This is a genomic window from Arthrobacter sp. Rue61a (assembly GCF_000294695.2).
GTDB classification, from domain to species: domain Bacteria; phylum Actinomycetota; class Actinomycetes; order Actinomycetales; family Micrococcaceae; genus Arthrobacter; species Arthrobacter aurescens_A.
On the sequence record NC_018531.1, the window covers coordinates 4,404,399 to 4,427,507 of the forward strand.

22 protein-coding genes are annotated in these 23,109 nt (G+C 63.1%); 7 read left to right on the top strand and 15 right to left on the bottom strand.

Going from position 1 to position 23,109, the window contains the following annotated elements:
* Positions 1 to 32 precede the first annotated feature (32 nt).
* On the bottom strand, positions 33 to 1,247 hold the full coding sequence (locus ARUE_RS20075) for a PucR family transcriptional regulator (protein ID WP_043470794.1): 1,215 nt from the start codon (positions 1,245 to 1,247) through the stop codon (positions 33 to 35).
* A 208-nt stretch (positions 1,248 to 1,455) separates the two neighbouring features.
* Here ARUE_RS20075 and ald point away from each other — a divergent pair, with 208 nt between their 5' ends.
* Positions 1,456 to 2,574, top strand: a complete 1,119-nt coding sequence (gene ald / locus ARUE_RS20080; RefSeq protein WP_011776472.1) for an alanine dehydrogenase — start codon at positions 1,456 to 1,458, stop codon at positions 2,572 to 2,574.
* A 67-nt stretch (positions 2,575 to 2,641) separates the two neighbouring features.
* Here ald and ARUE_RS20085 read toward each other — a convergent pair whose 3' ends face one another.
* From ARUE_RS20085 to ARUE_RS20125, 9 genes are all read right to left on the bottom strand, one after another.
* Complete coding sequence (locus tag ARUE_RS20085; RefSeq protein ID WP_014923093.1) at positions 2,642 to 3,505, bottom strand: superantigen-like protein SSL4; 864 nt, start codon at positions 3,503 to 3,505, stop codon at positions 2,642 to 2,644.
* Entirely contained in the window at positions 3,502 to 4,053 is a 552-nt protein-coding gene (locus tag ARUE_RS20090; RefSeq protein ID WP_014923094.1) for an RNA polymerase sigma factor, read from the bottom strand. The genes ARUE_RS20085 and ARUE_RS20090 overlap by 4 nt, the downstream gene beginning before the upstream one ends.
* Before the next feature lie 87 nt (positions 4,054 to 4,140).
* On the bottom strand, positions 4,141 to 4,839 hold the full coding sequence (locus tag ARUE_RS20095; RefSeq protein WP_014923095.1) for a hypothetical protein: 699 nt from the start codon (positions 4,837 to 4,839) through the stop codon (positions 4,141 to 4,143).
* 185 nt (positions 4,840 to 5,024) lie between these two features.
* Positions 5,025 to 6,074, bottom strand: coding sequence for a Gfo/Idh/MocA family protein (locus ARUE_RS20100; RefSeq protein WP_014923096.1), 1,050 nt, complete (start codon positions 6,072 to 6,074; stop codon positions 5,025 to 5,027).
* A gap of 207 nt (positions 6,075 to 6,281) precedes the next feature.
* Positions 6,282 to 8,009, bottom strand: coding sequence for an ABC transporter family substrate-binding protein (locus tag ARUE_RS20105; RefSeq protein ID WP_014923097.1), 1,728 nt, complete (start codon positions 8,007 to 8,009; stop codon positions 6,282 to 6,284).
* A gap of 76 nt (positions 8,010 to 8,085) precedes the next feature.
* Positions 8,086 to 10,245 (bottom strand): dipeptide ABC transporter ATP-binding protein, encoded by a 2,160-nt coding sequence (locus ARUE_RS20110; protein ID WP_014923098.1) that lies wholly within the window; start codon positions 10,243 to 10,245, stop codon positions 8,086 to 8,088.
* On the bottom strand, positions 10,242 to 11,213 hold the full coding sequence (locus ARUE_RS20115; RefSeq protein WP_014923099.1) for an ABC transporter permease: 972 nt from the start codon (positions 11,211 to 11,213) through the stop codon (positions 10,242 to 10,244). The genes ARUE_RS20110 and ARUE_RS20115 overlap by 4 nt, the downstream gene beginning before the upstream one ends.
* Positions 11,213 to 12,196, bottom strand: a complete 984-nt coding sequence (locus ARUE_RS20120; RefSeq protein WP_011776480.1) for an ABC transporter permease — start codon at positions 12,194 to 12,196, stop codon at positions 11,213 to 11,215. The genes ARUE_RS20115 and ARUE_RS20120 overlap by 1 nt, the downstream gene beginning before the upstream one ends.
* 330 nt (positions 12,197 to 12,526) lie before the next feature.
* A complete protein-coding gene (locus ARUE_RS20125; protein ID WP_187329904.1) occupies positions 12,527 to 13,132 on the bottom strand; it encodes a TetR/AcrR family transcriptional regulator in 606 nt (201 codons plus the stop codon).
* 124 nt (positions 13,133 to 13,256) lie between these two features.
* Here ARUE_RS20125 and ARUE_RS20130 point away from each other — a divergent pair, with 124 nt between their 5' ends.
* Both ARUE_RS20130 and ARUE_RS20135 read left to right on the top strand, forming a co-directional pair.
* The gene (locus ARUE_RS20130) at positions 13,257 to 13,826 is read left to right on the top strand and encodes an NAD(P)H-dependent oxidoreductase (RefSeq protein WP_014923102.1); all 570 of its coding nucleotides are present in this window, start codon (positions 13,257 to 13,259) and stop codon (positions 13,824 to 13,826) included.
* A gap of 182 nt (positions 13,827 to 14,008) precedes the next feature.
* Entirely contained in the window at positions 14,009 to 14,818 is an 810-nt protein-coding gene (locus ARUE_RS20135) for a GerMN domain-containing protein (RefSeq protein ID WP_014923103.1), read from the top strand.
* A 29-nt stretch (positions 14,819 to 14,847) separates the two neighbouring features.
* On the opposite strand, the gene ARUE_RS20140 is transcribed toward ARUE_RS20135, so the two are convergent.
* The 3 genes from ARUE_RS20140 to ARUE_RS20150 all read right to left on the bottom strand — a co-directional run bounded on the left by ARUE_RS20140 (position 14,848) and on the right by ARUE_RS20150 (position 17,418).
* Positions 14,848 to 15,387 (bottom strand): hypothetical protein, encoded by a 540-nt coding sequence (locus tag ARUE_RS20140; RefSeq protein ID WP_014923104.1) that lies wholly within the window; start codon positions 15,385 to 15,387, stop codon positions 14,848 to 14,850.
* Positions 15,368 to 16,465: a hypothetical protein gene (locus tag ARUE_RS20145; RefSeq protein WP_043470797.1), complete on the bottom strand. Its 1,098-nt coding sequence runs from the start codon at positions 16,463 to 16,465 to the stop codon at positions 15,368 to 15,370. The genes ARUE_RS20140 and ARUE_RS20145 overlap by 20 nt, the downstream gene beginning before the upstream one ends.
* A gap of 104 nt (positions 16,466 to 16,569) precedes the next feature.
* Positions 16,570 to 17,418, bottom strand: coding sequence for an isocitrate lyase/PEP mutase family protein (locus ARUE_RS20150; protein ID WP_043470799.1), 849 nt, complete (start codon positions 17,416 to 17,418; stop codon positions 16,570 to 16,572).
* A 110-nt stretch (positions 17,419 to 17,528) separates the two neighbouring features.
* Between ARUE_RS20150 and ARUE_RS20155 the strand changes: the two genes are divergently transcribed.
* The 3 genes from ARUE_RS20155 to ARUE_RS20165 all read left to right on the top strand — a co-directional run bounded on the left by ARUE_RS20155 (position 17,529) and on the right by ARUE_RS20165 (position 19,746).
* Positions 17,529 to 18,836, top strand: coding sequence for an aminotransferase-like domain-containing protein (locus ARUE_RS20155; protein ID WP_043470801.1), 1,308 nt, complete (start codon positions 17,529 to 17,531; stop codon positions 18,834 to 18,836).
* Positions 18,833 to 19,261 (top strand): universal stress protein, encoded by a 429-nt coding sequence (locus ARUE_RS20160; protein WP_014923107.1) that lies wholly within the window; start codon positions 18,833 to 18,835, stop codon positions 19,259 to 19,261. Before ARUE_RS20155 ends, ARUE_RS20160 begins: the two co-directional genes overlap by 4 nt.
* A gap of 173 nt (positions 19,262 to 19,434) precedes the next feature.
* Positions 19,435 to 19,746, top strand: a complete 312-nt coding sequence (locus ARUE_RS20165; protein ID WP_014923108.1) for a hypothetical protein — start codon at positions 19,435 to 19,437, stop codon at positions 19,744 to 19,746.
* A 13-nt stretch (positions 19,747 to 19,759) separates the two neighbouring features.
* Here ARUE_RS20165 and ARUE_RS20170 read toward each other — a convergent pair whose 3' ends face one another.
* Positions 19,760 to 21,157 (bottom strand): APC family permease, encoded by a 1,398-nt coding sequence (locus ARUE_RS20170; RefSeq protein WP_014923109.1) that lies wholly within the window; start codon positions 21,155 to 21,157, stop codon positions 19,760 to 19,762.
* A 272-nt stretch (positions 21,158 to 21,429) separates the two neighbouring features.
* Here ARUE_RS20170 and ARUE_RS20175 point away from each other — a divergent pair, with 272 nt between their 5' ends.
* Positions 21,430 to 22,467, top strand: a complete 1,038-nt coding sequence (locus ARUE_RS20175) for an amidohydrolase family protein (RefSeq protein ID WP_014923110.1) — start codon at positions 21,430 to 21,432, stop codon at positions 22,465 to 22,467.
* 11 nt (positions 22,468 to 22,478) lie between these two features.
* Here the strand turns inward: ARUE_RS20175 and ARUE_RS20180 are convergent, their stop codons facing one another.
* Positions 22,479 to 23,075, bottom strand: a complete 597-nt coding sequence (locus tag ARUE_RS20180) for a phosphatase PAP2 family protein (RefSeq protein ID WP_014923111.1) — start codon at positions 23,073 to 23,075, stop codon at positions 22,479 to 22,481.
* Between the last annotated feature and the right edge of the window lie 34 nt (positions 23,076 to 23,109).

A 23,109-nucleotide genomic window follows, 5' to 3' on the forward strand; every position in this document is an offset into this window, starting at 1 on the left:
CTGCCAGCGTCTGCGGCGCTCGTAAGGACCCTTCAGATGCGCGGCCGCCCCGCCCAGCGCCGCGCCTTCAGGGCCGCATGCAACTCGAGCCGGATCGCGCCACTCAACGGATCAGCACCGATGAGTTGGCGGATCCGGCCGAGCCTGTTGTAGATGCTGCTCCTGTGGAGATGAAGTTTGGCAGCGACGTCCTGAACTGAGCCGTCATTGTCGTACAGCAATTCCAGGACGGGCAGGAGTTCGCCGTTCTTGTCGTGGTCCTCAAGCGTCCGAAAATGCACCGATCCTGTGTCATCCCAGCCGCCGGGCGCCACCAAGCGATCGAAAAGTTGATAGACACCAACAGTCCGGCTGTCCACCAACTCTCCCAAGGGCTGGTCCACTGCAGCCGCCTGCGCAGCAACCTTTGATTGACGGTACGCGCCCGAGAGCTGCCGGATGACTTGGAAGGGTTCGCTGATGCCCAGGATCACCCTGTCCACCTTGCGGCCCGCGCGTTTTGCAAGCTCCAGCTGATAGTGCACCAGTACTTGGGCGTGGTCCGCCCGGCCGCCCGACTCGCGGAACAACACCACCGAATGCGTCTCCGTTCCGGCGCTGAACAGGGCAGCGTTGACGCCGATAGTGGACTGCAAAGCCGCGGAACGGTGCGTCAGGGTAGCGGCAATGGGATCGACGTCGGACCTAGCGCCATCAGGGTCGAGGATGGTCACCAGCTGCCACGGACCGCGGCCCTGGATTTCCTTCCAACCCGCGACGGCGGCCACAGCGTTCGATTCGCCGCCGCAAGCTGAGAGAAACTCCTGTTCACGCCTTCGCCGGAACTCCGATTCAGCCGTATTGGAATCAAGGAGCAAGCCCGCCAACAGGTCCAGCTCGTCACGCACGCCGGGCAACTCAGCGAGTATCGCCGTCGCACTCTGTTCTTCAAGGTCCAGCTGTACCCACAAGTACCCCACGCGGAAACCGCGGACCAAAAGTGGCACGCAGACGCGGCCCAACATGCCGAGTTCATCGTTGGCGGGAACCACGACGGGTCGCACCGCCGTGGCAATGCCGTGAGCGAGCTGCCAGGCGCTGACGTCGCTGGGGACCCGCTTGCTCAGGAGGAAGTTCACCCGGACGCGGTCGGCGTGGGATTGGTTGGAGCTGTAGGCCAGGAGAACGCCGTCGAGGTCCTCCAGGGACAGTCCTCTGCCCAGCTTCAAGGCCACGCGTTCAACGATCTGTTCCACGTCCTGCTGCATCCCGAAAGCGTACCAACAGCAGGCGACACTTGACGCTTCAGTCCTCGACAAATGTCGAGCATCATCGCTGCAGAACCTTGATTTTGCGGGGTTCCGGCGTGCTGGCTGCTCGGAGTCCATGTCGCCTGCCTCACAGCCGGATTTATTCTGGAATCACAGCCCGCAACACATTTTCGGCCGAAGAGGCCGCTAACGATGGAGCCCACAGATGATCATCGGCGTCCCCAAAGAAATCAAGAACAACGAGTTCCGCGTAGCCATCACGGCCGCTGGCGTCCACGAGTTCCGCACCCACGGACACACCGTTCTGGTTGAACGCGGCGCAGGCCTCGGCTCGGGCATCACCGACGAGGAATACTCGATCGCCGGCGCCGAAATCGTCAACGAAGCAGATGACGTGTGGGCCCGCGCGGACATGGTCATGAAGGTCAAGGAACCCATCGCGGCCGAGTACCACCGCTTCCGCAAGGGCCTCATCCTCTTCACCTACCTCCACCTCGCCGCAGAACCCGAACTCACCGCCGAGCTCATCAACTCCGGCGTCACGGCCATCGCCTACGAAACCGTGCAGGAAGGCCGCACCCTTCCGCTGCTCGCCCCGATGTCCGAGGTCGCAGGCCGCCTGTCCGTCGTGGTCGGCGCATCCTCGCTCATGGCTCCGGCCGGCGGCAAGGGTGTCCTCCTGGGCGGCGTACCGGGCGTGCGCCCGGCCAAGGTTGTTGTCCTCGGCGCCGGTGTTGCGGGAACCAACGCCGCCGCCATGGCGCTGGGCCTCGGTGCTGACGTCACCATCATGGACATCAACATCAACCGGCTCCGCGAACTGGATGCCCTGTACCAGGGCCGCCTGAAGACCGTAGCCTCCAACGCCTACGAGATCGAGAAGTCAGTTATCGACGCAGATCTCGTGATCGGCTCCGTCCTGATCCCCGGCGCCAAGGCACCCAAGCTGGTCACCAACGACCTCGTTGCCCGCATGAAGCCGGGCTCGGTTCTGGTGGACATCGCGGTTGACCAGGGCGGCTGCTTCGAGGACACGCACCCCACCACCCACCAGGAACCGACGTACAAGGTCCACAACTCGATCTTCTACTGCGTTGCCAACATGCCCGGCGCTGTTCCGAACACCTCCACGTACGCACTGACCAACGTCACCCTGCGCTACGCCGTGGCCCTGGCCAACCTGGGCGTCAAGGCCGCTTTCGACCGCGACCCCGCACTCGCCGCCGGCCTCAACATCGCCGCAGGCCACGTGGCACACCACTCCGTTTCCGAGGCGCACAACCTGCCCCTCGTCAACGACTGGCACACGCTAGTTTCCGCGTAGTTCCAAGGATTAACAAGCGCGACGGCGGGGTGCCGCTTCCACGAGAAGCCGCACCCCGCCGTCGTGGTTAACCCGCGGGGATGCTTGGGTCTGCCGGGAGCGACGGGATGAGCTGCGTCGGAACCGGCACGGGAACACCCGATGGGCCCAGCTTTGAGGGATCAATCTTGGAAGGGTCGATACCCGGCGGTGTCACGGGTAGAGCTGGAGGCGTCGGGATAACGCCGTTGCCGGGGTCCTTCTGCGCCGGTGCCTTGGGCGTGTGCGGCGACGCGCCACCGGGCCCCGGCTGAGGAGCGGGAACGGCGGGGTTGCCCGGCGCGTCCGGCGTCGGCTGCGGCTCCGCCGGAACAGGAGCTTGCTGCGGCTCTTCCCGGACAGGCAACGGCCCGGGGGTGGTGCCGGCGGGTGCACCGGGCTGGGGAGCACTACCGGAACCCGGGCTCAGCTGCGAGACCACGGAACCGATCGCTGCCCCGAGATGCTGGAAGGCCCCCGGCAGGCCGCCCTCTGCAGCGACGGCGGCCGTAGCACCGCCGGCCAAGGACACAGCAACAGCGAGACCCGCGATGGCCGTGCGGCGCTTCTTCCGACGCCGGGCGGCAAGTTCGTCTACGGGCGCGGGTTCCGGGGCTACCGTGGCGAGTACCGCCGTCGGTGCATCCGACACCGCGGACGGGCCGTCCGCCGTCGTGATGTGCTGGGTGGCAGTGATCCCCTGGGGGGCAGCTATTTGCTGGGTGGCAGCGGCCGGGCCGCCGACCATGAGCGCGCGAACAGCCTCGGACGGCAGAGGGGCAGTGCCCGCCAGGGATCGGAGCTCAAGTAATTCAGTGCGCAGCTCGGCGTCGTCCGCGAGTCCGGCATCGGCCAGCAGGTGGTCGATTGCCCGCTGGTCGCTGAGTCCGCGGGGCGCAAATTGTTCGCTCATGATGTGCCGTTCCTTAGTAGTGCACGCTTCTTCAGTGCACTCAATGCCCTGCGCTGCAGTTGTTTGACGGCGCCTTGGGATTTGCCCATGATCGCCGCGGTATCTTCCACTGAGACATCGGCTACGACCCGGAGGGCCAAGACCTCCCGATAATCGTCGGGGAGGTCATCCAGAATCTCCGTGACGCCCAAGCCGGCGACCCGCCCGAACGCCTGGTCCTCCGCCGATGGCGCCCGCCGAGCGTCCAAGTCCGCTTCATACGGCGTGGAGTCGGGCGTTCGTTCCCGTTTGCGATAGTGATCCACCATCCGGGCGTGGGCTATGGAGAACAACAGGGTCTTTGCTCCTTGGAGCCCGCCATGCAGCGTTTCCAGCTTTGGGTACAGGGCCAGGAATACGTCCTGCGTCACGGCTTCGGGGTCGTCCACGCCGCGTGCCCGGAGGTAACCAAACACCGGTCCGGCGAAGTTATTGTAGGCAGCCGTGAAGAGCAGGGCGGGATCGTCCTGATCCGCCTGCACGTATTCATCAGCCAAAGGGTCAAGCACCCGTGGATGTCTCCGTCCCACATTACGTAGCGGGGCTCCTTGTCCTAAGCCAAGGAGCCCCGCCCTTAAACCGTAACCGCTGCTTGCTTAGCGGACAGAATCGAGAGACGCGCCGGGAACAGCCGGAACCTGCGTCGGCAGCTCAGGCGTCGCTGGAACGGCAGGCACCGCGGGGACAGCCGGCGTCGCGGGCACGGCGGGTACTGCGGGTACAGCCGGAACAGCAGGCGTTGCAGGCAGTTCGGAGGTTACGGCGGCGTCTGCGTCGGCCTCTGCCTTGGCGGAGCCGTCAGCCTTCAGGCCGGCGGCGTTACCGGCTTCGACCACGGCTTCGCAGTGCGCCTCCACCTTGGCTTCGCCACCGGCAGCGATGGTCAAGGACTCGAAGCCCGGGACCTTCGCATCGGACTTCAAGCCGCCATTGAGGAAAGCGGTGCAGAGGCCAAACGCCTCCGGAGACGTGGCGTCTTCAACTGCCGCTTTGGCATCGGACACAGCGTCCGTGGCCTTCGCCTGGCCAGCCTCGGCGGCCTCAGTTGCTGTGGACTGCGCGGTCTCGACGGCGTCAGTCGCCTTGGTCTTGGCGGTTTCGGCTGCGTCGGCTGCCTCAGCGGCCTTCTCAGCAACCGGAGCCGGCGCGCCAACGAAGTCGTGAGCGGTCTGCTGGATCCCGGCGGGAAGTGCGCCGTTGAAGGCAGCGACACCGGTTCCGCCGGCAGCTACAGCTCCGGCAGCCAGGACGCCCGCGGCGACTTTGCTGGTGGCAAGGACAGTGAACAAGGACATGAAACCCTCCGACAAACGATTTTGGGATTGCCCCGGCCGCGGTTGGGTCGCGACCGGATGATCAGCGTGCGGACGTGGCCCGCACTCCCCTTACATCGTTCGCGGCACCGGCGAGGTTACGCGTTGTCCTGAAATTCTTTTTTGCCGGGTTTCATCGCCGACGAATGTGGGTGTCGCTCACGAATCTAAGCGGCCAGCGCCCTGGCTTGTTCAATCAGCTTCAGCACCGCAACGGAGTCGGCTGGATCCACCGGCGCCGGAAGCGCGGAGGCGGTGCCGCCGTCGTCGAGTTTCTCAGCGAGAATACGGTAGAACTCGGGGTAGGCGCCGTGCTCAGTGGGGATGATGCTGCGCTGCCCGTTCAGTTCCAGCGTTCCATGATTTTCAGCAGGCTCGACGCCGTACTCCGCGTCCGTAGGCAGCCCGCCGCCCAGCACAAAAGGCTCCTGCGGGTCGGTGCCGAACTTCACGAAGCCGCCCTCAGTGCCCAGAATGCGGAAGCGCGGGCCGTGGAGGTGGCTGTTGAGGTTGATGGTGACGTGGCTGATCACACCCGACTCGTGCTGGAGTGCGAGGAAGACGTCGTCATCGGCGCTCTCCTGGGGGCGGCGGGCCGCGATCTCAGCAAAGGTAACAGTGGCGGGGCCAAAGAACCGGAGAGTGAGATCGAGGACGTGGGTGCCGAGGTCGAACAGGACACCGCCGCCGTCTTCCGCCGTGGCACTGGCTTTCCACGCCTTGGCGATCTCCGGTGCCCAGCGCTCCATGCCCACCTCAAACCTGGTCACGGTACCCAGCGTTCCGGCGTCGAGCAGTTTCTTCACGGTGAGCGAGTCTCCGTCCCAGCGCCGGTTCTGGTAGACAGTGAGGACGCGGCCCAGCTTCGCCGCGAGTTGGATCAGATCCTCGCCCTGGGCGCTGTGAACCACGAACGGTTTATCAACGACGACGTCGAGCCCGGCTTCCAGCGCAGCTTTTGCGAGCGGGAAATGGGTTGCAGGCGGTGTGCCGAGGACAATGAGGTCCAGTTGGTCGGCCAGTGCCAGGATGTCCTGCGGGGTGTTCACGATCCTTGCCTGCGGGTAGCGTTCCCTGGCTTTCGCTTGGCGCCCCTGGTCCGAAGTTGCGATGACGGCCAGCTCGTAGGCGGGGTTGCTGGCGATGAAGGGCGCGTGAAAGACGCTGCCAGAGAGCCCGAAACCGGCGACGGCGGTACGGATCGGCGTGGAAGTCATGACCCTAGGCTACCGATCCTCTCTCACGTAATAGCCCTTTTACGCCAACCCTCTATCACCGGGTGAGAGAGCGATCCGCCCAAGCACGTGGGAAGTGAGAGAGAGAGTGGGGACGGCGAAGGCCGGGAACCTCCCGAACCGATGAACAGGTTCAGGGAGATTCCCGGCCTTCAGGAAACTGCACTTTGGGAAACTACAGCGGGAAGGCTACTTCTTGGTGCCCTTTTCCCAGCCGATGGTGGTCCAGTCAGGAACGTTGGAGTTGCTCTTGAACAGGGACGGACCGTAATTGGCCAGGCCCGTGCGCACGAACTGGATCTCCGGGCCGTTCAGCACGGTACCCATGGAGAAGTACTTCTCCATGTGCTTCTTCTCGACCTCCATGGCGGCCTTGTTGCGTTCTTTGTCATCCGAGATGGTTGCCAGGCGCTCGATTTCGGCATCCAACTCAGCGTCGCCGAGCTTGTTCTCGTTGGTGGTCGACTCGTAGAACTGCTTAACCCCGCTAGTCGCATCCGCGCTAACGGTGTAGCCCGAAATCGTCAGGTCAAACTCTCTGGACCCGAGAACCTTCTGGAAGTCCGCGTCACCGCGCTGGTCGATAGACACGTCCATGCCAGCGGCTTGGAGCTGCTTCTGCAGGGTCTGCGAGGTGGCAGCCTGGGTGGGATCGTCGCCGAAGTAGGTGACCTTGAAGGACACGGGGACGCCGTCCTTAGCCATGATTCCCTTGTCGTTGGCGGTGTAGCCGGCGTCGGTCAGGACCTTCTTGGCAGCCTCGGCACCGGTGTCCTTCACGGGGTAGTTGTCCTGGTAGTACTCAGAGAACGGCATGAGCATCATGGAGCCCGAGCTCTCTTCGGACCAGTTCAGGCCGTTGAAGCGGACATCGCGGATGGCCTTGCGGTCCACTGCGGTGAAGATAGCCTTGCGTACAGCAACGTCGCTGAGGGCAGGCCGCTCGGCGTTGAGGTTCAGACCACCGGCGAACAGTCGCTGGCCGCGGCGAACTTCGGCGTCCTTGGTTCCTTCAAGCTGCTTATAGCGGCTCAGGGTGCGAGCGTCAGTAGCATCAATTTCGCCGTTCTTGAAGGCGGCGATGGTTGCACTGGGTTCCATCTGGCGCCAAACGATCCTGTCGAGGACCGGCTTCTGGCCCCACCACTTATCGTTAGGGACCATCGTGACGGTCTTGGCGGTGGTGTCGTAGTTCTCCACCTTGAACGGGCCAGCCATCCATTCAGGGTGCATGTTGCCAGCAAAGCCTTTGTTGAAGGTCTCCGCGTTGTTGACGGCCGGGTGGATCAGACCGAAGAAGAGATCCTCGAGGGGGAAAACGGGCTTGCTGGTGGTGACAATGACTTCCTTGTCGTTGGCACCAGCTACGACTGATTCAACAAACGGATATGACCCCGGGTTGACGATGTCAATCGCCTTATCTTCGCCGCGGGACATCTTCCAAGTGTTCTCGAACGTCTTGACATCGATAGGCGTACCGTCGTTCCAGGTTGCCTTTTCGTTGACCTTGATGGTGATGGTCTGTTTACCATCCTTGACTTCGCTCTTCACCTCTTCGCAGAAGTCCTTATTCGGCTCAGCCTTGCCGTCAAAGTCCAGCTTCCAGCAACCGCCGATCCCGCCGCTGCTAAGGCCTGCCGGATTGACTGGAGTCAACACAGCTGAGGTGGCGGCGCTGTTCCCGACGTTGGAATTATTGTTGAAATCCGGCCCGAGATCCACGGTTGGCAGTGTCACCGTGCCGCCCTGCTCCAGATCCTTTGCTTCCTTGGCGTTGACGCTAATCAGCTTGCTGATATCGCCGCCGCTCTCTTCGGCCTTCTGAGAGGCCGGACCCGACGGCGTTCCCCCGCCGCAAGCGGTCAGCATGAGCGTCGCTGCGAGCGCTACGCCACCGATCGTCGTGTATTTTTTCATGGTTTGCCCTTCATGTTTACGACTGGAAATCTTTGCGAGTTGAATAACAGGGTTTCAATCGATGCGTCATATGTCGTCAGGCATGCACCACCAGCATGTCAGCATCTATCTCTCCGTCCGGGAAGAAGCAGGCGAAGTCCTGTGTGCCTTCCTTCTCCGCAGCCAGTGGCGGCTCCAGAGTAAGGCACTTCTCTTGCTTTGCGGCAGGTAGTGCGGCAAAGACAGGACACCGGGTGGCAAAATTGCATCCCTTGGGAGCATCCAACGGGCTTGGAAGGTCACCCTGGAGGATGATGCGTTCACGGGTGCGTTCCAGGTTGGGGTCCGGCACCGGGATCGCGGACAGCAGGGCCCGGGTGTAGGGGTGGCGCGGGTTGCCGAAGACATGGTCCACGTCCCCTGTCTCCACGATCTTGCCGAGGTACATCACGGCAACGCGATCGGAGATGTGTCGGACCACCGAGAGGTCGTGGGCCACCATGAGGTAGCTCAGGCCAAGTTCGGCACGGAGCTTGTCCAGCAGGTTGATGACACCGGCTTGCACGGATACGTCCAGTGCGGAGACCGGTTCGTCCAGGACAACGAGCTTCGGATTGACCGCGAGCGCGCGGGCGATGCCGATGCGCTGGCGCTGCCCGCCGGAGAACTGGTTGGGGAAGCGGTTCACGTGGTCCGGTTGCAGGCCCACCAGCTTCATGAGTTCCATGATGCGTTTCTTGATGGCAGCCTTGGGCATTCCCAGGTTTTCCAGGGGTTCGGCCAGGACTTCGTACACCGTGAAACGCGGGTCCAGGGCGCCCGTGGGGTCCTGGAAGACCATCTGCATTTCCTTGCGCATGGCCATCTTGGTCTTGTGATCGGTGGCCACCTTGTTGCTGACGCCGCCGATGACCACTTCGCCCACTTGGTCCGGGTGGAACTCCATGATTTCCAGGAGCGTGGTGGTCTTGCCGCAGCCGGACTCCCCCACAATGGAAACGCACTCACCTTCGCGGATATCAAAGCTCAGGCCATCCACGGCCTTGACCGTGCCGATCCGTCGCTTGATCAAGGCACCCTTGAGCAGCGGGAAGTGCTTCTTGACGTCCTTGAGTTCCAGGACCTTTGCGCGCTCGGCGCGGGCTACGCCGTCGAACTTTGACACTGGCTTGGGCGGCGCGTGGAAAATCTTGTGGGCGTCAGCGTTACCGGACAGTTCGCCAGCCTTGATGCAAGCGGCTTTGTGTCCCAAGGTCTGTCCCTCAACACCGGGCACCGGGAACAGTTCCGGTTCCCCGTGCAGGCAGGCATCGCTGACCATGGGGCAACGGGCAGCGAAGGAGCATCCGGTCACCGGCAGGGCCAGGTTGGGCGGCGTCCCTTCAATGGGAACCAACGACTGCCTGGTGGCGGTGTCAACACGGGGAACTGCGCCGAGGAGGCCCAGCGTGTACGGCATCCGCGGGTTGTAGTAGATGTCCTCCGCAGTGCCGGTTTCCACAGGCTTGCCCGCGTACATGACCATGATGTCGTCGGCCATGCCGGCCACGACGCCGAGGTCGTGCGTGATCATCACGACGGCGGCGCCGGTCTCCTCTTGCGCGGTGTGCAGGACTTCCAGCACTTGCGCCTGGATGGTGACGTCCAACGCCGTCGTGGGTTCATCCGCGATAAGTACGCGCGGATCGTTGGCGATCGCAATGGCGATCATCACGCGCTGCCGCATACCGCCGGAAAATTCGTGCGGGAAGGCCTTCAGCCGGTCCTTGGGGCTCGGGATGCCCACCATGCGCAAAAGGTCGACGGCGCGGGCTTCTTTCGCCTGCTTGCTCATTGTCGGGTTGTGGACAGTCAGCGCCTCAATAATCTGGGTGCCCACCGTGTAGACCGGAGTCAGCGAGGACAGCGGGTCCTGGAACACCATGGCGATGTCACTACCGCGGTGCTTGCACATGGCTTTGTCGCTGAGGCCCAGGAGTTCCTTGCCCTTGTAGCGGACGGAGCCTGTGATGTCCGCGGTTTCGGGCAGGAGTCCCATGATGGCCATGGACGTCACGGACTTGCCGGAGCCGGACTCGCCCACAATGCCCAGCGTCTTCCCCGGCATGAGGTCGAAGTCGACGCCCCGGACTGCATGGACCACACCGTTCTCGGAGTTGAAGCGGACGTTCAGGTCGCGGACGCTGAGGACGGCATCGCCGGGTGCGTAGAGTCCGGCGTCGCGGAGGCGCTCGGCGGGAGTGGTGTTGGTGCTCATTTGGTGGTCTTCTTCGCAGTCTGGGGCTTGGCCTGCTTCGCCCGGCCGATGGAACTGGAGCTGGGGTCGAAGGCGTCGCGGAGGCCGTCGTTCATCATGGCCAGCGAGCCGGTCAGCAGGAACATGACGGTGAGCGGAACCCAGAACATCCACGGGAAGGAGGACACCTGGCCGGTCGCTTGCCCGATGAGGACACCGAGGCTGACGTCAGGGAGCTTGATACCGATGCCGATGAAGGAGAATGCCACTTCGGCCAGGATTGCGCCGGTGATGCCACGGGTGAAGTCGAGGACCAGCAGTGAGCCGATGTTCGGAACGAGGTGGCGCCATACGATCCTGCGGGACGGGACACCCATGTAAGTGGCGGCTTTGACGTAATCGCGCTGCATCAGGGACATGGCCAGCGAGCGCACCAGGCGGGCGGTTCCCATCCAGCTGAAGAACAGGAGCACGACCACCAGCAAGAGCCAGCTGGGGAGGTCCTTGAGCCCACCGCTTCCGCTGGTTGCGACGGCGACCACCAGGATGGCGGGCATCATGATGAGCGCTTCAAGGATGAACAGCATGGTGGCATCCACCTTGCCGCCGAAGAACGCCATGGTGCAGCCGTACACCGCAGAGATCAGCACGGACACGCCGCCCACGATCAGGCCGATGAGAATGGAAGTCCGGGTGCCATCCACAATGAGCGCCATGAGGTCGATGCCGGCCTGTGTGGTCCCCAACAAGTGGTCCGGCGACGGCGGCATACCGATGTTTAGCGGATCAAGGGTGTCCTTGTCCCACGAGGTCAGGAACCCGCCAAAGATGGAGAAGAGGAACAGCGCCAGGAAAATGAACAAACCGGCGACGGCGGTCCGGTTCCGCATGAAGCGACGGAAGATGATCCGGGACTTCCCAATGACGACGTCCTGGTCGGCAACCCGGGCTTCGTCGATTTCCGCAATGGGATCAATGATGTTGGTCATTACTGGACCCTCACTCGTGGATCGACCAGCGTGGTGGCGAAGTCGGCAAGGATGGCGCCGATCGCGAAGATCACGGAGCCGTAGGCCAGCGTGGCTGTGGCTACGTTGACGTCCTGAAGGCTGATGGCCTGGATACTCCAGAGGCCGATGCCGGGCCAGGCGAAGATGGCCTCCGCGAAGAAGCCGCCCGTGAAGATCGCCGGGATGGTGAACGCAATGCTCTGTGCCACTGGGATGAAGGAGACACGCAGTGCGTGCTTCCTGATGGCCTGGTTGCGGGTCAATCCCTTGGCCCGGGCGGTGCGGACAAAGTCCGCGTTCACGTTGTCCAGGAGGTACTGCCGCTGGGCGATCTGGTAACCGGCCCAACCGAAAATGGTCATCGCGAAGGTGGGCACGGCGTAGTGGGCCACAAGGTCGACGAAAGCCGGCCAGCCTGGCTCAATTCCCGGCGTCGAAATTCCCGTCACGAAGAAGATGCGCTCGCCCACTGCCTCATTGATGCTGATGGCGCCCAGCTGCACCAGGAAGTAGGCGATGGGCGCGGGGAGGATGTGGACCAGGTAGCTGTAGGACGTGATGACGCGGTCTTGGAATTTGTACTGGCGGGCGGCGGAGTAGACGCCGAGCGCGACGCCGATGATCAGTGTCAGGATGATCGAGGCGATGAACAGCCGGGTGGAGACCAACACGCGGTCCGCGAATTCGGCGTTGACGAAGGCCCCGTTGGGGCTGCGGCCCCAGTCCCAGCGGGTGATGATGCCCCAGAGCCATTGAATGTACCGTTCCCACGGGTTCAAATCCGGATCCAGGCCGAGTCCCCGGAAGGACGCCGCTACCTGTTCGGGGGTTGGCCGCGGGATTTTCTCCTGCTCCAGTACTGCGGGCTTCAGCGACGAGACCGCCAGGAAGTACCCCGCGCTAGTGGTCAGGAAGATCATGATCAGGTAAATGCCCGACCGCTTCATCAGATATTTCAGCATGTCGGGCGGCTGCCCCGAATCGTGGCAAAACTCAATGCTCGTCCTTCCGCGGTTCCCGGCTGTGGCCGGCGTCAGCTACGAATTGGCGCAGCGGGTTCTTGGGCCCCCCGCACCCCTTCAGTGATCACCAGCCCTGTATGGCATGCGTCACATTCAAGAGGAAACTACCACAATAACTGCTTCACGTTTTGCTTCGAGGCGTCCGGTTTCGCGCCTGCAGCCAGATTGTTATGTGCAGGTTGCGCCATGTTTACGACGCCGGCAGCATTGTTGCGCTGTCAGCGGGACGGATGGGGGCGCTAACAGTGCCGGCTGGCGCCGCGGTGTGATCTAAGCGGCGCCCATGAGCCGAGTGACCAGATCGCGCCATGACTCCGCTAGCCGGGTGGGGGAAATGCCGCGGACACGGACGTCGTCCACTATCCGCTCAGGGTCCAGCGCGTAAGTCAGGGACATCGCCATCACCCAAGGGTCCGCGATTCCCGCCTCCCGCAGCAGGACCTCCATATGTCGATGCGAAAGTTTGGTCGCCGGCACATCGAACCTGTTACGGGTAGCCGCCCCGGCGGCTTTCAAGAGCTCGCCGTTCTCGAGGACAAAATAGATGCGCCCCTCCCCGAAGGCCACCAAGCGATCCAGCGGTGCGGCCCCCGGACCAAGTGGCGGCGGCCCGAACATGAAGCCGTGCTGGAATTCGGACTCGGAGTCACTCAGCAGGGTCATCATGAGCCCGGCGCGGCTACCAAAGCGGCGGAATACTGTCCCCTTGCCCACTTGGGCCTTGCAGGCGAGCGCATCCATGGTCAGCGCTTCAGCGCCAAACTCGGCCACCAAGTCCCGGGCAGCATTAAGCAAGCGCTCGCGATTCCTCGCTGCATCACTGCGCTCGTGGAGCGCACCCAGGGGCACGTCCGGACGGATTGGGATCGAGCTCACAGAAATATTCTAGACCCCGGGAATAGAAAGCGGACCATAGTCCGTTTAGTATCGGTGAAGGCCCCAAAGCCCAGACATCGCAGGTCGGGTCCGCAAGGTACCCGGCCAGACACAAGGAGACACCATGTCCAAGAGCACTGTTCTTACCCTCGTCGGCAGCCTGCGCGCCGATTCCCACAACAAGAAGCTCGCCGAAGCCATCCAGCTGAACGCACCCGAGAACGTTGACGTGCGGATCCACGGCTCGCTGGGCACCATCCCCTTCTACAACGAAGACATCGACGTCGAAGGCCAGGTTCCCGCCGAAGCCGCCGCCCTCCGCGCTGCAGCAGCCGACGCCGACACCATCCTGCTGGTCACCCCCGAGCACAACGGCACCATGCCCGCCTCCCTGAAGAACGCCATCGACTGGCTGTCCCGCCCGTTCGGTGCCGGCGCCCTCTCCGGCAAGCCGACCGCCGTCGTCGGAACCGCCTTTGGCCAGTTCGGCGGCGTGTGGGCCCAGGACGAGGCCCGCAAGGCCGCTGGCATCGCCGGCGCAAAGGTCCTTGACGACGTCAAGCTGGCCGTTCCGGGTTCCATGATCCGCTTCGCTGAATTGCACCCGAAGGACGACGCTGAAGTTGTTGAGCAGATCAAGGGCATCTTCGAGCCCCTGACCGCCGTTCAGGACGAAGAAGAAGCAGCAGCTTAGTCTCTACGCTTTTAATGCCCCTGTCCCGCTTTCGGCGGGGCGGGGGCATTCGCGTTTCTTCAGCTTTGCCGTGCCGGGCGTGACCAACTCTTGTCCGAACCGTCACCCTAACGGCATGTTGTGATCCGCCGTCCAGTCCTAACGTAGGAAGTACAGGTGGACGGACAGGAGCGCGGGCTGTCATGCATGCCGGACGGGGAACAAAAAGTACGACGGCGATCACGGCCGCCTGCCTCCTCTTCGGCCTGTGGGTGGCTGGCTGCACCGCAGTGCCCGCTGGACCTGAAGATTCCGAGGTCGCCGGACCGTTGCCGACAGTTTCCGTGACTCCCCCTGCCGTGCCCAGTACCGAGCCGGTGGCTTCAACCCCTGCGGCGTCGGCTTCAGGGACTTCGGCCCCTGCACAGCCCAGCCCGGGTACTCCCTCGGTTGCCGTCCCGGCTGCGCCGCCCGCACCATCCACCGCGCCCCCGAGCAGCCCGTCGCCTGCGCCGACCCAGCCGGTGCCCGTCGTCGAGCCTTCACCCCAGCCGGGCACCAGCGCACCCGAACCAACAGCGACCGCAACGGTCATACCCGTGGACTCTGCCGACTCCGGACCAGCGGTCTACTACGTAGCAATTGACGACGGCGGCGCCCGCGGCGTGCGGTTCGGATGTAACGACAGCCTGGTACCGGTCAGGGGCGTTGCCGTGCCCGGCGATCCGTTGTCCGTGGCACTCGGCCGGCTGCTGGAGGCCGGGATGCCGGTGGACAGCGACGCGGCCCTCTACGACGCCCTGGCTGATTCATCCCTGCGCTACCTCTCCGGCTACAAGAGCGGGGCAACAGTGGTGGTTAACCTCAGCGGATCACTGCGGCCCGGGGGTGTGTGCGACATTCCACGGATCCAAGCTCAACTGACCCAGACCATAGTGCAGGCCAGTGGTGCTTCGCGTGCCGAGATCTACGTGAACGGCCGGACATTGACGGAGGCGCTAAGCGTGCGGTGATCCCGCGCCTGCCGTTCTTCAGGGAGTGGCTACGCCGTTGCGATAGCCAGCACCCTCCGCAGTGCCCACGCCACACGCAGCAGGGCAAGAACTGAAGCGAAGGCCAGCACGAAGACCAGCGCCTGAGGGATCCACAGGCCCGTGACGGCGTCTCCTTCGAGGATCACCGTGACCAGGGCAGCAACCACCAGCAGGCCCAGCCCAGGGATGGCAAACAGGAACACCTCGCCGATCTGACGCCGGTGGGTAGCGGATAGTTTCTCCAAGGGAAGTTCGCGCTGACCCGGTGCAGCTTTCTTTCCCAGCACGTTGATCAGCATGGAAACACTGGTGAGGGTCAGGCCAGCCGTAGCCCCTGCCAGGGTCGCGAGCGTTTGGAAGAGGGTACGCCGGGCGCCGGGGTCCACGTTCTCCAGCATCAATGGTTGACGCGCAAGCAGGGCGATTCCCAGCCACAGCAGCACGGCCAGTGCAGCCCATCCGAAGTCAGCGCTGGGGTGCAACAGAAACCAACGCCACAAAGTCCTGCGGCGGCCGGTTCGCTCGACGTCAACCTCGTACAAGCTCATGATCCGCACCGCCTTGGTTCTCCCCTGGTGCGTGACTGGCTGGTACGTGCCTGGCTGCTTCCGGACTAGCCGCTACGTGACCGCCCTTTTCAGCGCTCTCCACCGCGGCCGCCAAAGCTGCCCGAACAGTGGCCATTCCACCCGCAACGATGTCCGGCACCAAACCTGAATCAGCCGAGCCCTTGATGTCCGGCAATGTCCTCGCGAAAAATGCCTCGTTGTCCCTGGCCTGTTTATTGAGGATGGCGATAGCCTCAGCGGTGGACTTCTGAGGATCATTGAAGACGTCCGGATCTACTTCGATGTGCGAGATGAACCGCTCCTTCAGCAGGTCCACCACCTCACGGTCCCCCGTCAGGGAGTCCTTGCCCTCCGCCACAACATAATCGAAATGTTCCACGGACCCGGCCCTGCGGAAGAGGTCGATCAGCTGTTGAATGCGGTCACGGATCCGCTGTTTGTCCTCTGCCTTGCCGGACCTGCCCACGCTCAAGGAAATACGGAATGTACCCTCATTCATGAGGCGCGACGCGCTGTCCAGGACATCAGCCCACTCGCCCTCCATGAGCTTCCCGGACAGACGTTCGGCGGGAAGGGCGAACTCGAAACGGCTCACCTCCAGTCGGGTGAGGATTTCCTCGATATCCTCGCGGACCACCGGCACCTGGGCTGGCTCAAGCCCCAGCATTCCCTCGAGATACTCGCCCATCCTGGACGCGCGGGGGCCGTTGCCGCTGGTCAGCACAGCGATGACATTCCTCTTCAGGAAGGCAAAGTAGGTGGTCTCCAGCAGATGGTCACCCGGGGCCAACGGCAGAGGCTTCCGCCGCCCGAGCGCATCTCCCACACTCGGAAGATTGGTGTCCCGTACCCTGTCCAAGAGCAGCACGGGGTGCGGCGACGACGCCACAGCCTGCGCGAGCAACACTGTGCCGTCAACACTAGTGAAGTGCCGGTCCGTCCCGGCATCCTGGGCCTTCTTCAGCACCTCGGCCACGCGGCGCGCCGGAAATGGCCGGCTGAGCCCGTCACCGTTCAGCTGCTCGATCCGCCAGAACTGCACACTGCGCCGTGCCATGGACCCTCCCCTCGTCTTCCGTGACCCACGCTATCGGCGAGGTCCGACATTAAAGCCGAGTGCCGCCGTCGAGCCTTTCAGCTACCTCACAAGCTGTACCGGGCTCACAAGCTGTATTTGGGCCCCGGGGCGAACAGCGAGTCCATCTCATCGTGGCTGCGCGTCCCGGCCAAGCCCGCCCAATTGCCATCGTCCAGGATTTCCTTAGCCACCCGGGCCACCTTGGCGTAGGCCGCCTTGGCTGCGTTCCCGCCGATGCTGACGCGACGAACCCCGGCGTCGTGCAGTTCCAAGGGCGAGGGATCTCCGACGCCCGCCAAAGCGTTGAGCGGCGCCGGAATCCGGCTGGACAGCTCATGCAGGGCATGCAAATCCACGACGCCGGGTACAAAGACTCCGTCCGCGCCCGCAGTCAGGTAGGCCTCGGCGCGCCGCAAGGTCTCGTCAAAGGCCGCGTCGGGGAACTGACCTGACAGGTAGGTGTCCGTGCGGGCGTTGATGAACAGCGGTATACCGCGATCGTCCGCAACAGCACGGATCAAGGCAAGGCGGCGTGACTGTTCCGCGATGTCAGTCAGCGGCTCCACGGCGGAGTCTTCAATGTTGATCCCCACAGCGCCCGCGTCCAGGACGGCGTGGACAGTGGCGCGGAGTTCGTCATCGGTGCGTCCGTAGCCCGTCTCGATGTCTGCCGACACCGGCAACCGGGTAGCCCCAACCACTCGACCGAGCGCGGCCATTGCCAAGCCCCACGGCACGTGGTCCCCGTCCCGGAACCCCAGGCTCCAGGAGACGGCCGAGCTGGAGGTGGCAATCGCCGTCGCACCTGCCTCCTCCACAACGCGGGCGGAAGCCGCGTCCCAGACGTTCACCAACACCAGAGGCGTTGGCCCGGCGTCGTGAAGTTTGTGGAAGTTCTCGGCCTTGGTCACGGGTCCCCGGTGCGCTGTCATAGCTACATTCCAGCCCTTCCCGATCCCGGCGTAAAGCTTGGCCTGCGAAAATGGGACGATTCGAAAACAACTGTTGCCTCTTTAGCAACATCGAGGAGTATCCTGTCACTGTGACCCACGAAACATTGGATGCCAGCGCAACGCTGCCCGCTGAAGCCATCGACGCCATTGAGCGGGCCGCCACGGCCGCCCACCCGCACGAGCAATTGTTCTCCGCGCGGGCCGCCAACATCAAGCAGTCCGCAGTCCGGGATGTCTTCGACATCTCCATGCAGCCGGGCCTTGTCTCCCTCGCTGGAGGCAACCCCTACCTGCAGTCGCTGCCGCTGGAGAAGCTGGGCCAGACCGCTGCCCGGATCATCGCAGAAGAGGGCATGACTGCCCTGCAGTACGGTGGCGGCCAAGGCACCGAAGAACTCCGCCAGCAGATCTGCCAGATCATGGCAGCCGAGGGAATCACGGACGCGCTCCCCGAAAACGTCGTCATCACCGCGGGATCGCAGTCCGCACAGGATGTCGCCACCAAGGTCTTCTGCAACCCCGGCGATGTTGTCCTGGTGGAGAACCCCACGTACGTGGGCGCCCTGAACACGTTCGAGGCGTACCAAGTGCAGGTGGAACCTGTGGAAATGGACGACGACGGCCTGGTACCCGAGCTGCTTGAAGCCAGGATCGCGGCACTCCAGTCCGAGGGAAAGAACATCAAGTTCCTCTACACGATCCCCAACTTCAACAACCCTTCCGGGATCACCCTGGCCGCGGAACGCAGGCAACGGATCGTCGATATATGCCGTGAGGCAAATATCATTGTCCTGGAGGACAATCCCTACGGACTCCTGCGGTTCGACGGCCACCCCATCGCGCCGATGCGCGCCGCCAACCCGGACGACGTCATCTACCTTGGCTCATTCTCCAAAATTTTTGCCCCCGGACTGCGCATTGGCTGGGCCCTGGTTCCCGCCCACCTGCAGCGTCGTTTCTACTTGGCCTCCGAGGCCGTCACCCTCTGCCCGCCGCCGCTGAACCAAATGCTCGTCTCGGCATACCTGCGTGAGTACGACTGGGAAGGGCAGATCGACACCTACCGGGCGCTCTACGCGGAACGCTGCAAAGCACTCCTTTCCGCACTGGAGGAGCACATGCCTGCGGGCCTCACATGGACACGCCCGGACGGTGGCTTCTTTGTTTGGGTCACGCTGCCTGAAGGCGTGGACACCTATCCCCTGCTCGGGAAAGCCATCGATGCCGGCGTCGTCTTCATCCCAGGGGCAGCCTTCTCCCCTGCCGACGGCCCCTCCAACAAGCTGCGTCTCGCCTTCAGCGCGGTGCCGCCGGATACGATAGCGGAAGGTGTCCGCCGATTGGCCCCTGTCCTGGCGGATGCCATTGAAGCTACCAATGAAGGAGCACCACAATGACCGGAGTTGTGATCGTCGGAGTAGACGGCAGCGAAACGGCGATGAGGGCGGCGCAGACTGCCCAGCAGTTGGCAATCGGCCTCGGCGCCAGCCTTCGAGTGGTCAGCGCTTTCGACAGCAACCGAACAGAGGTTGTTGAGATCGGCACCGATAAGTGGATTGTCTCCGACGCCGCCGAAGCTGAGGCTGTGGCCCGTGCCGTATCCGAGCGCCTGGCAGATGACCGCCTCGAGATCACCTACTCCGCGGCCCGCGGCAAACCGGGTGAAGCTTTGGTCAAGGAAGCTGAAGTACAGGATGCCCGCCTGATCGTGGTGGGGAACCGTCGGATGCAGGGCCTGGGTCGCGTCCTCGGGAGCGTAGCCAACACCGTTGCACACACCGCACCCTGCGACGTGTACATCGCCAAGACCGACCAGCCGTAACGCGAGCTGAATCACGTCGCCGGGTGGGGAGCCTCACCCGGCGATTGGCGTAATTTGAGCCAAACCCCGGAAGTCATCGTTATAAAATCGAGATGCCCCCAATGGCGCGTGCCACCTCCATTTACTGACTTCAGGGGATCATCTTCTTGCTTACTTTGCAGCCGCGCCAGCGCGTGGGACACGACATCCTGCTTGCCCGCCACGGCAACCACATCAGCACCATGCGCTACGACCGAACCAACGATCGCATCATCGCCATGCTCGACGACGGCTCCTGGGACAGCGCCCCCAACATGATCACTCCCGGCCTTGATATGCCGGAGACCATCAGCAGCGTTTTCCGCAAGGATTGGCGCTTCCTCTCCTTGGCCTGCGTTGCCATGGTCACCGTTGCCGCCATCGCGATGGGCATCAGTGTCGAGATGGCAAACAACATGTCCACGACGGAACTTCAGGCACTGCTGGTCAGCTACCCGGCCTTCTAGCGCCTTCCCGTTCCTACGGTTTAGGCCCCGCGGGGAGCGCATCCTCATCGGCGACCAAGCCGTCGTCGAACGTGAGAGCTACCTGCCCTCCCGACTTCCGCCTGCGCACCAGGAAAATAACGGCTCCTACTGCAAGCCACGCGGCGCCCAGCAGGTACGTGAACCAGGCCAGCGAAGTCCAAAGCCAGGCGATGAAGGCAAAACCCAGCACCGGCATGACCAAGTTGCGCATGGTCCCCGCTGTTCCCCGCTTCCGCAGGTCAAAAAAGACCACCTTGATGGTTGCCAGGTTCACCACGGCGAAGGCCACCAGAGCTCCGAAGTTGATCATGTACACCGCCTGTTCCAGCGTGATGACAAGGGCGATCAAGGACACCGCGGAGACAAGCGTTGCCGCGAAGTATGGGGTTCGGAACCGTGGGTGCAGCCTTGCCAAGGCCGCGGGCAGGATCCCGTCCCTGCCCATGGCGTAGATGACGCGACTGACGCTCATCTGGGCAGCAGTACCGCAAAGGACCAACCCGCCAAGGTTCACGATCACGAATACCACCATGAGCACATCGCCTCCGGCGCGCTGCATGAGTTCGGTCCCCGCAGCATCGAGGTTCTCGATTGACCTCCACTCGGGAGCGATGAGACTACCGGCCACGGAAAACAGGGTGTATCCCAGGCCAGCAAACAGCGTGGACAGGATGATGCCCCGCGGCACATCGCGCTGCGGATTGCGTGTCTCTTCGGAAAGGGTGGACACGCCATCGAATCCCAGGAAGGCGAAGGCCACAATGGCCGCGGCCGCCATCACCGGCGCAATCCCACCCTCCCCCAGGGTCAGAGGCCGGGCAAGATTGTCGAAGGACAGGTCCGGGGCGTTAACCACAGCCAGGACAAGGAACACCAGAATCACCAGAACCGAGGCCGCCACCACCACGATGTTCATCTTCTTGATCCATGCAACGCCGATCACGCTGAAGAGCCCCACCACCAAAAGGCAAAGCAGGACGGCGAGCTGCGGCGCTATGACGGGCACCAGGCTATTGAGGTACAGGCCGAAGAGCAGGAAGTTCACCATCGGCAGGAACAAATAGTCCAGCATCATGGCCCAACCCACCAGGAACCCCACTGGGCTTCCGAACGCACGGGAGGCGTAGGCGTAAGCTCCACCGGTTACGGGGACGTGCCTGGCCATCTGGCCATAACTATGCGCGGTGAACAGCATCGCCACCAGCGCAGCGACGTAAGCGGCCGGTAGGTGCCCGTCGCTGATCTCGGTCCCCGCACCGTAGACCGCCACCACGGACAGGATGCCCATAGAGGTCAGGCCAAACGCGATGAGCGACGGTAGGCCCAGAACGCGTCTGAGCGTAGGGACCGCTGCCGGGCCATCCATTGTGCTTCTTCCAGTGATGGTCATGGGTTCTCCTCGATGCGATGCGGGTCACATAAATGAATGTTGTTCATTAGAGTAAGTCGCCGCATGGTCCATGTATAGCTTTGGTATCCCAAAAGTTCTTGAATGACGACTCCCCGCGATCATGCTTGGCTAGATTGCAGGGCCCGTGGTGGAAACTTCTCTGGGGGCTGAATGTTTGGTATACCTATAATTAGTACAGCGAAAGGACTCCGATGACTGCACCAGAGTTAAAAATCAGCAGTAGGGGCGAGCCTCCCTATGGACGGGGTCTCATGATCACGCCTGGTTTCGTCGACGTGCACATCCACCCGGACAAAACCACCTGGGGCTCCGGCTGGATGTCCCGCGTACCAGCGCAAACACTGACGGACCTCATAGGGAACGATCTCCGGGCACAGCTCGCGTTTCAGGACAGCGTCGAGGACCGAGCTTATGCCTTGATGAGCCATGCCGTCCTCAACGGGACCATGGCCATGCGGGCGCACGTGGATGTGGGACCGCAAATAGGCCTCAGGAACATGCACGGTGTTCGTGCAGCCGCTGAGCGTTTGGCTCCGTTCCTGCAGGTCCAGGTGGTCGCATTCCCGCAGTTCGGCCTGCTGAGCAACCCCGGCACACTTGACCTCATGGAGGCTTCCCTGGCGGAAGGGGCAGACCTCGTGGGTGGGATCGATCCGGAGTCGGTGGACGGCGACCTGCATGGACATCTGGATGCCGTCTATGCGCTGGCCAACAAGCACGGCAGGGACGTGGACATCCACCTGCACGACCTCGGTGCGGACGGCTTGGCGCAGCTGAGTGTCATCGCTGAACGCACCGTGGCCGAAGGCATGCAAGGGAGAGTCACTATCGGGCACGGTTTTGCTCTCTGCGATGCCTCACATCCCGATCTTGGCTCTACGTTGGACGCCATGGCCGAGGCAGGAATCTGGATGGCTACCTGCGCCCTTGGAGCCGATCCCGTACCGGATCTAGACCTTTTTGAAAAACATGGGGTCAAGGTTGCCCTCGGCTCAGACGGAGTCCGCGATGCCTGGTCTCCGTTCGGCACCGGCAGCATGATGGATCGCGCGCACCTGCTGGGTTACCGCACAGGAGCCTCCACCGATGCGGAGTTGGAGCGCTGCTTCCGGCTTGCCACATCAGCTGGTGCAGAGCTCATTGGATCAGCCGAGGTGAAGAACTTCTCCGGCCCGGAATCCGTTGACCGGCTCGAATTCGCTGCGAACTCCATCCCGGAGCTGGTAGTTGACCGATCCGCTCCACTGAGGGTGGTGCGGGGTGGCAGAGCTGTGGCCCTCCAAGCTTGATCGGACGGCGGCTAGAGCATCCACTCCCGCAGCAGCCACCACAGGCCTGCGATCACAACGCCTCCAAACAACGAGCCTGCAATGACCTGGGCCAGGGTATGGGCCCGCAGGACCAGCCGCGACCAGCCAACAGCCGGCACGAGAAGTAGCAGAGGGAGCCAAGCTGGCCCGAACATGAGGATGGCTATGACCACTGCAGCCGAAAGCGCCGAGGCATGCCCGCTCATTTTCCAGAACGCGCTGACAACTGCCAGTATCCCGATCCCGCCTATGAGCGCGATGATCATCACCGTGACACCCACTGGACCACTGAGCAAGTGCAGCACGAGCAAACCAACCAGCACTGACACCAGCGTCATCAGAAGCAGCGCGGGCCGCTGACGGCGGTCACTGACATGGTGGTCCGTGATCCTTCCCAGCTTCACCATCACCAGGACATACGCCAGCGGAAGTACGCAGACGAACATCGCCGCGAGCAGCCCGAACCATAGGGTGCCCGGGAACCCGGGTTCCGTCGCAGGGCTGATCAGCAGAAGGGCCAACACAACAACGGGTGGCTGGAAAACTTCCGTCAGCACTCGGGCAACCCTGCGCCACGGCCCTGTCACCAGTTGAGGGGGAACGTGGCCTGTTTGGCCTGTT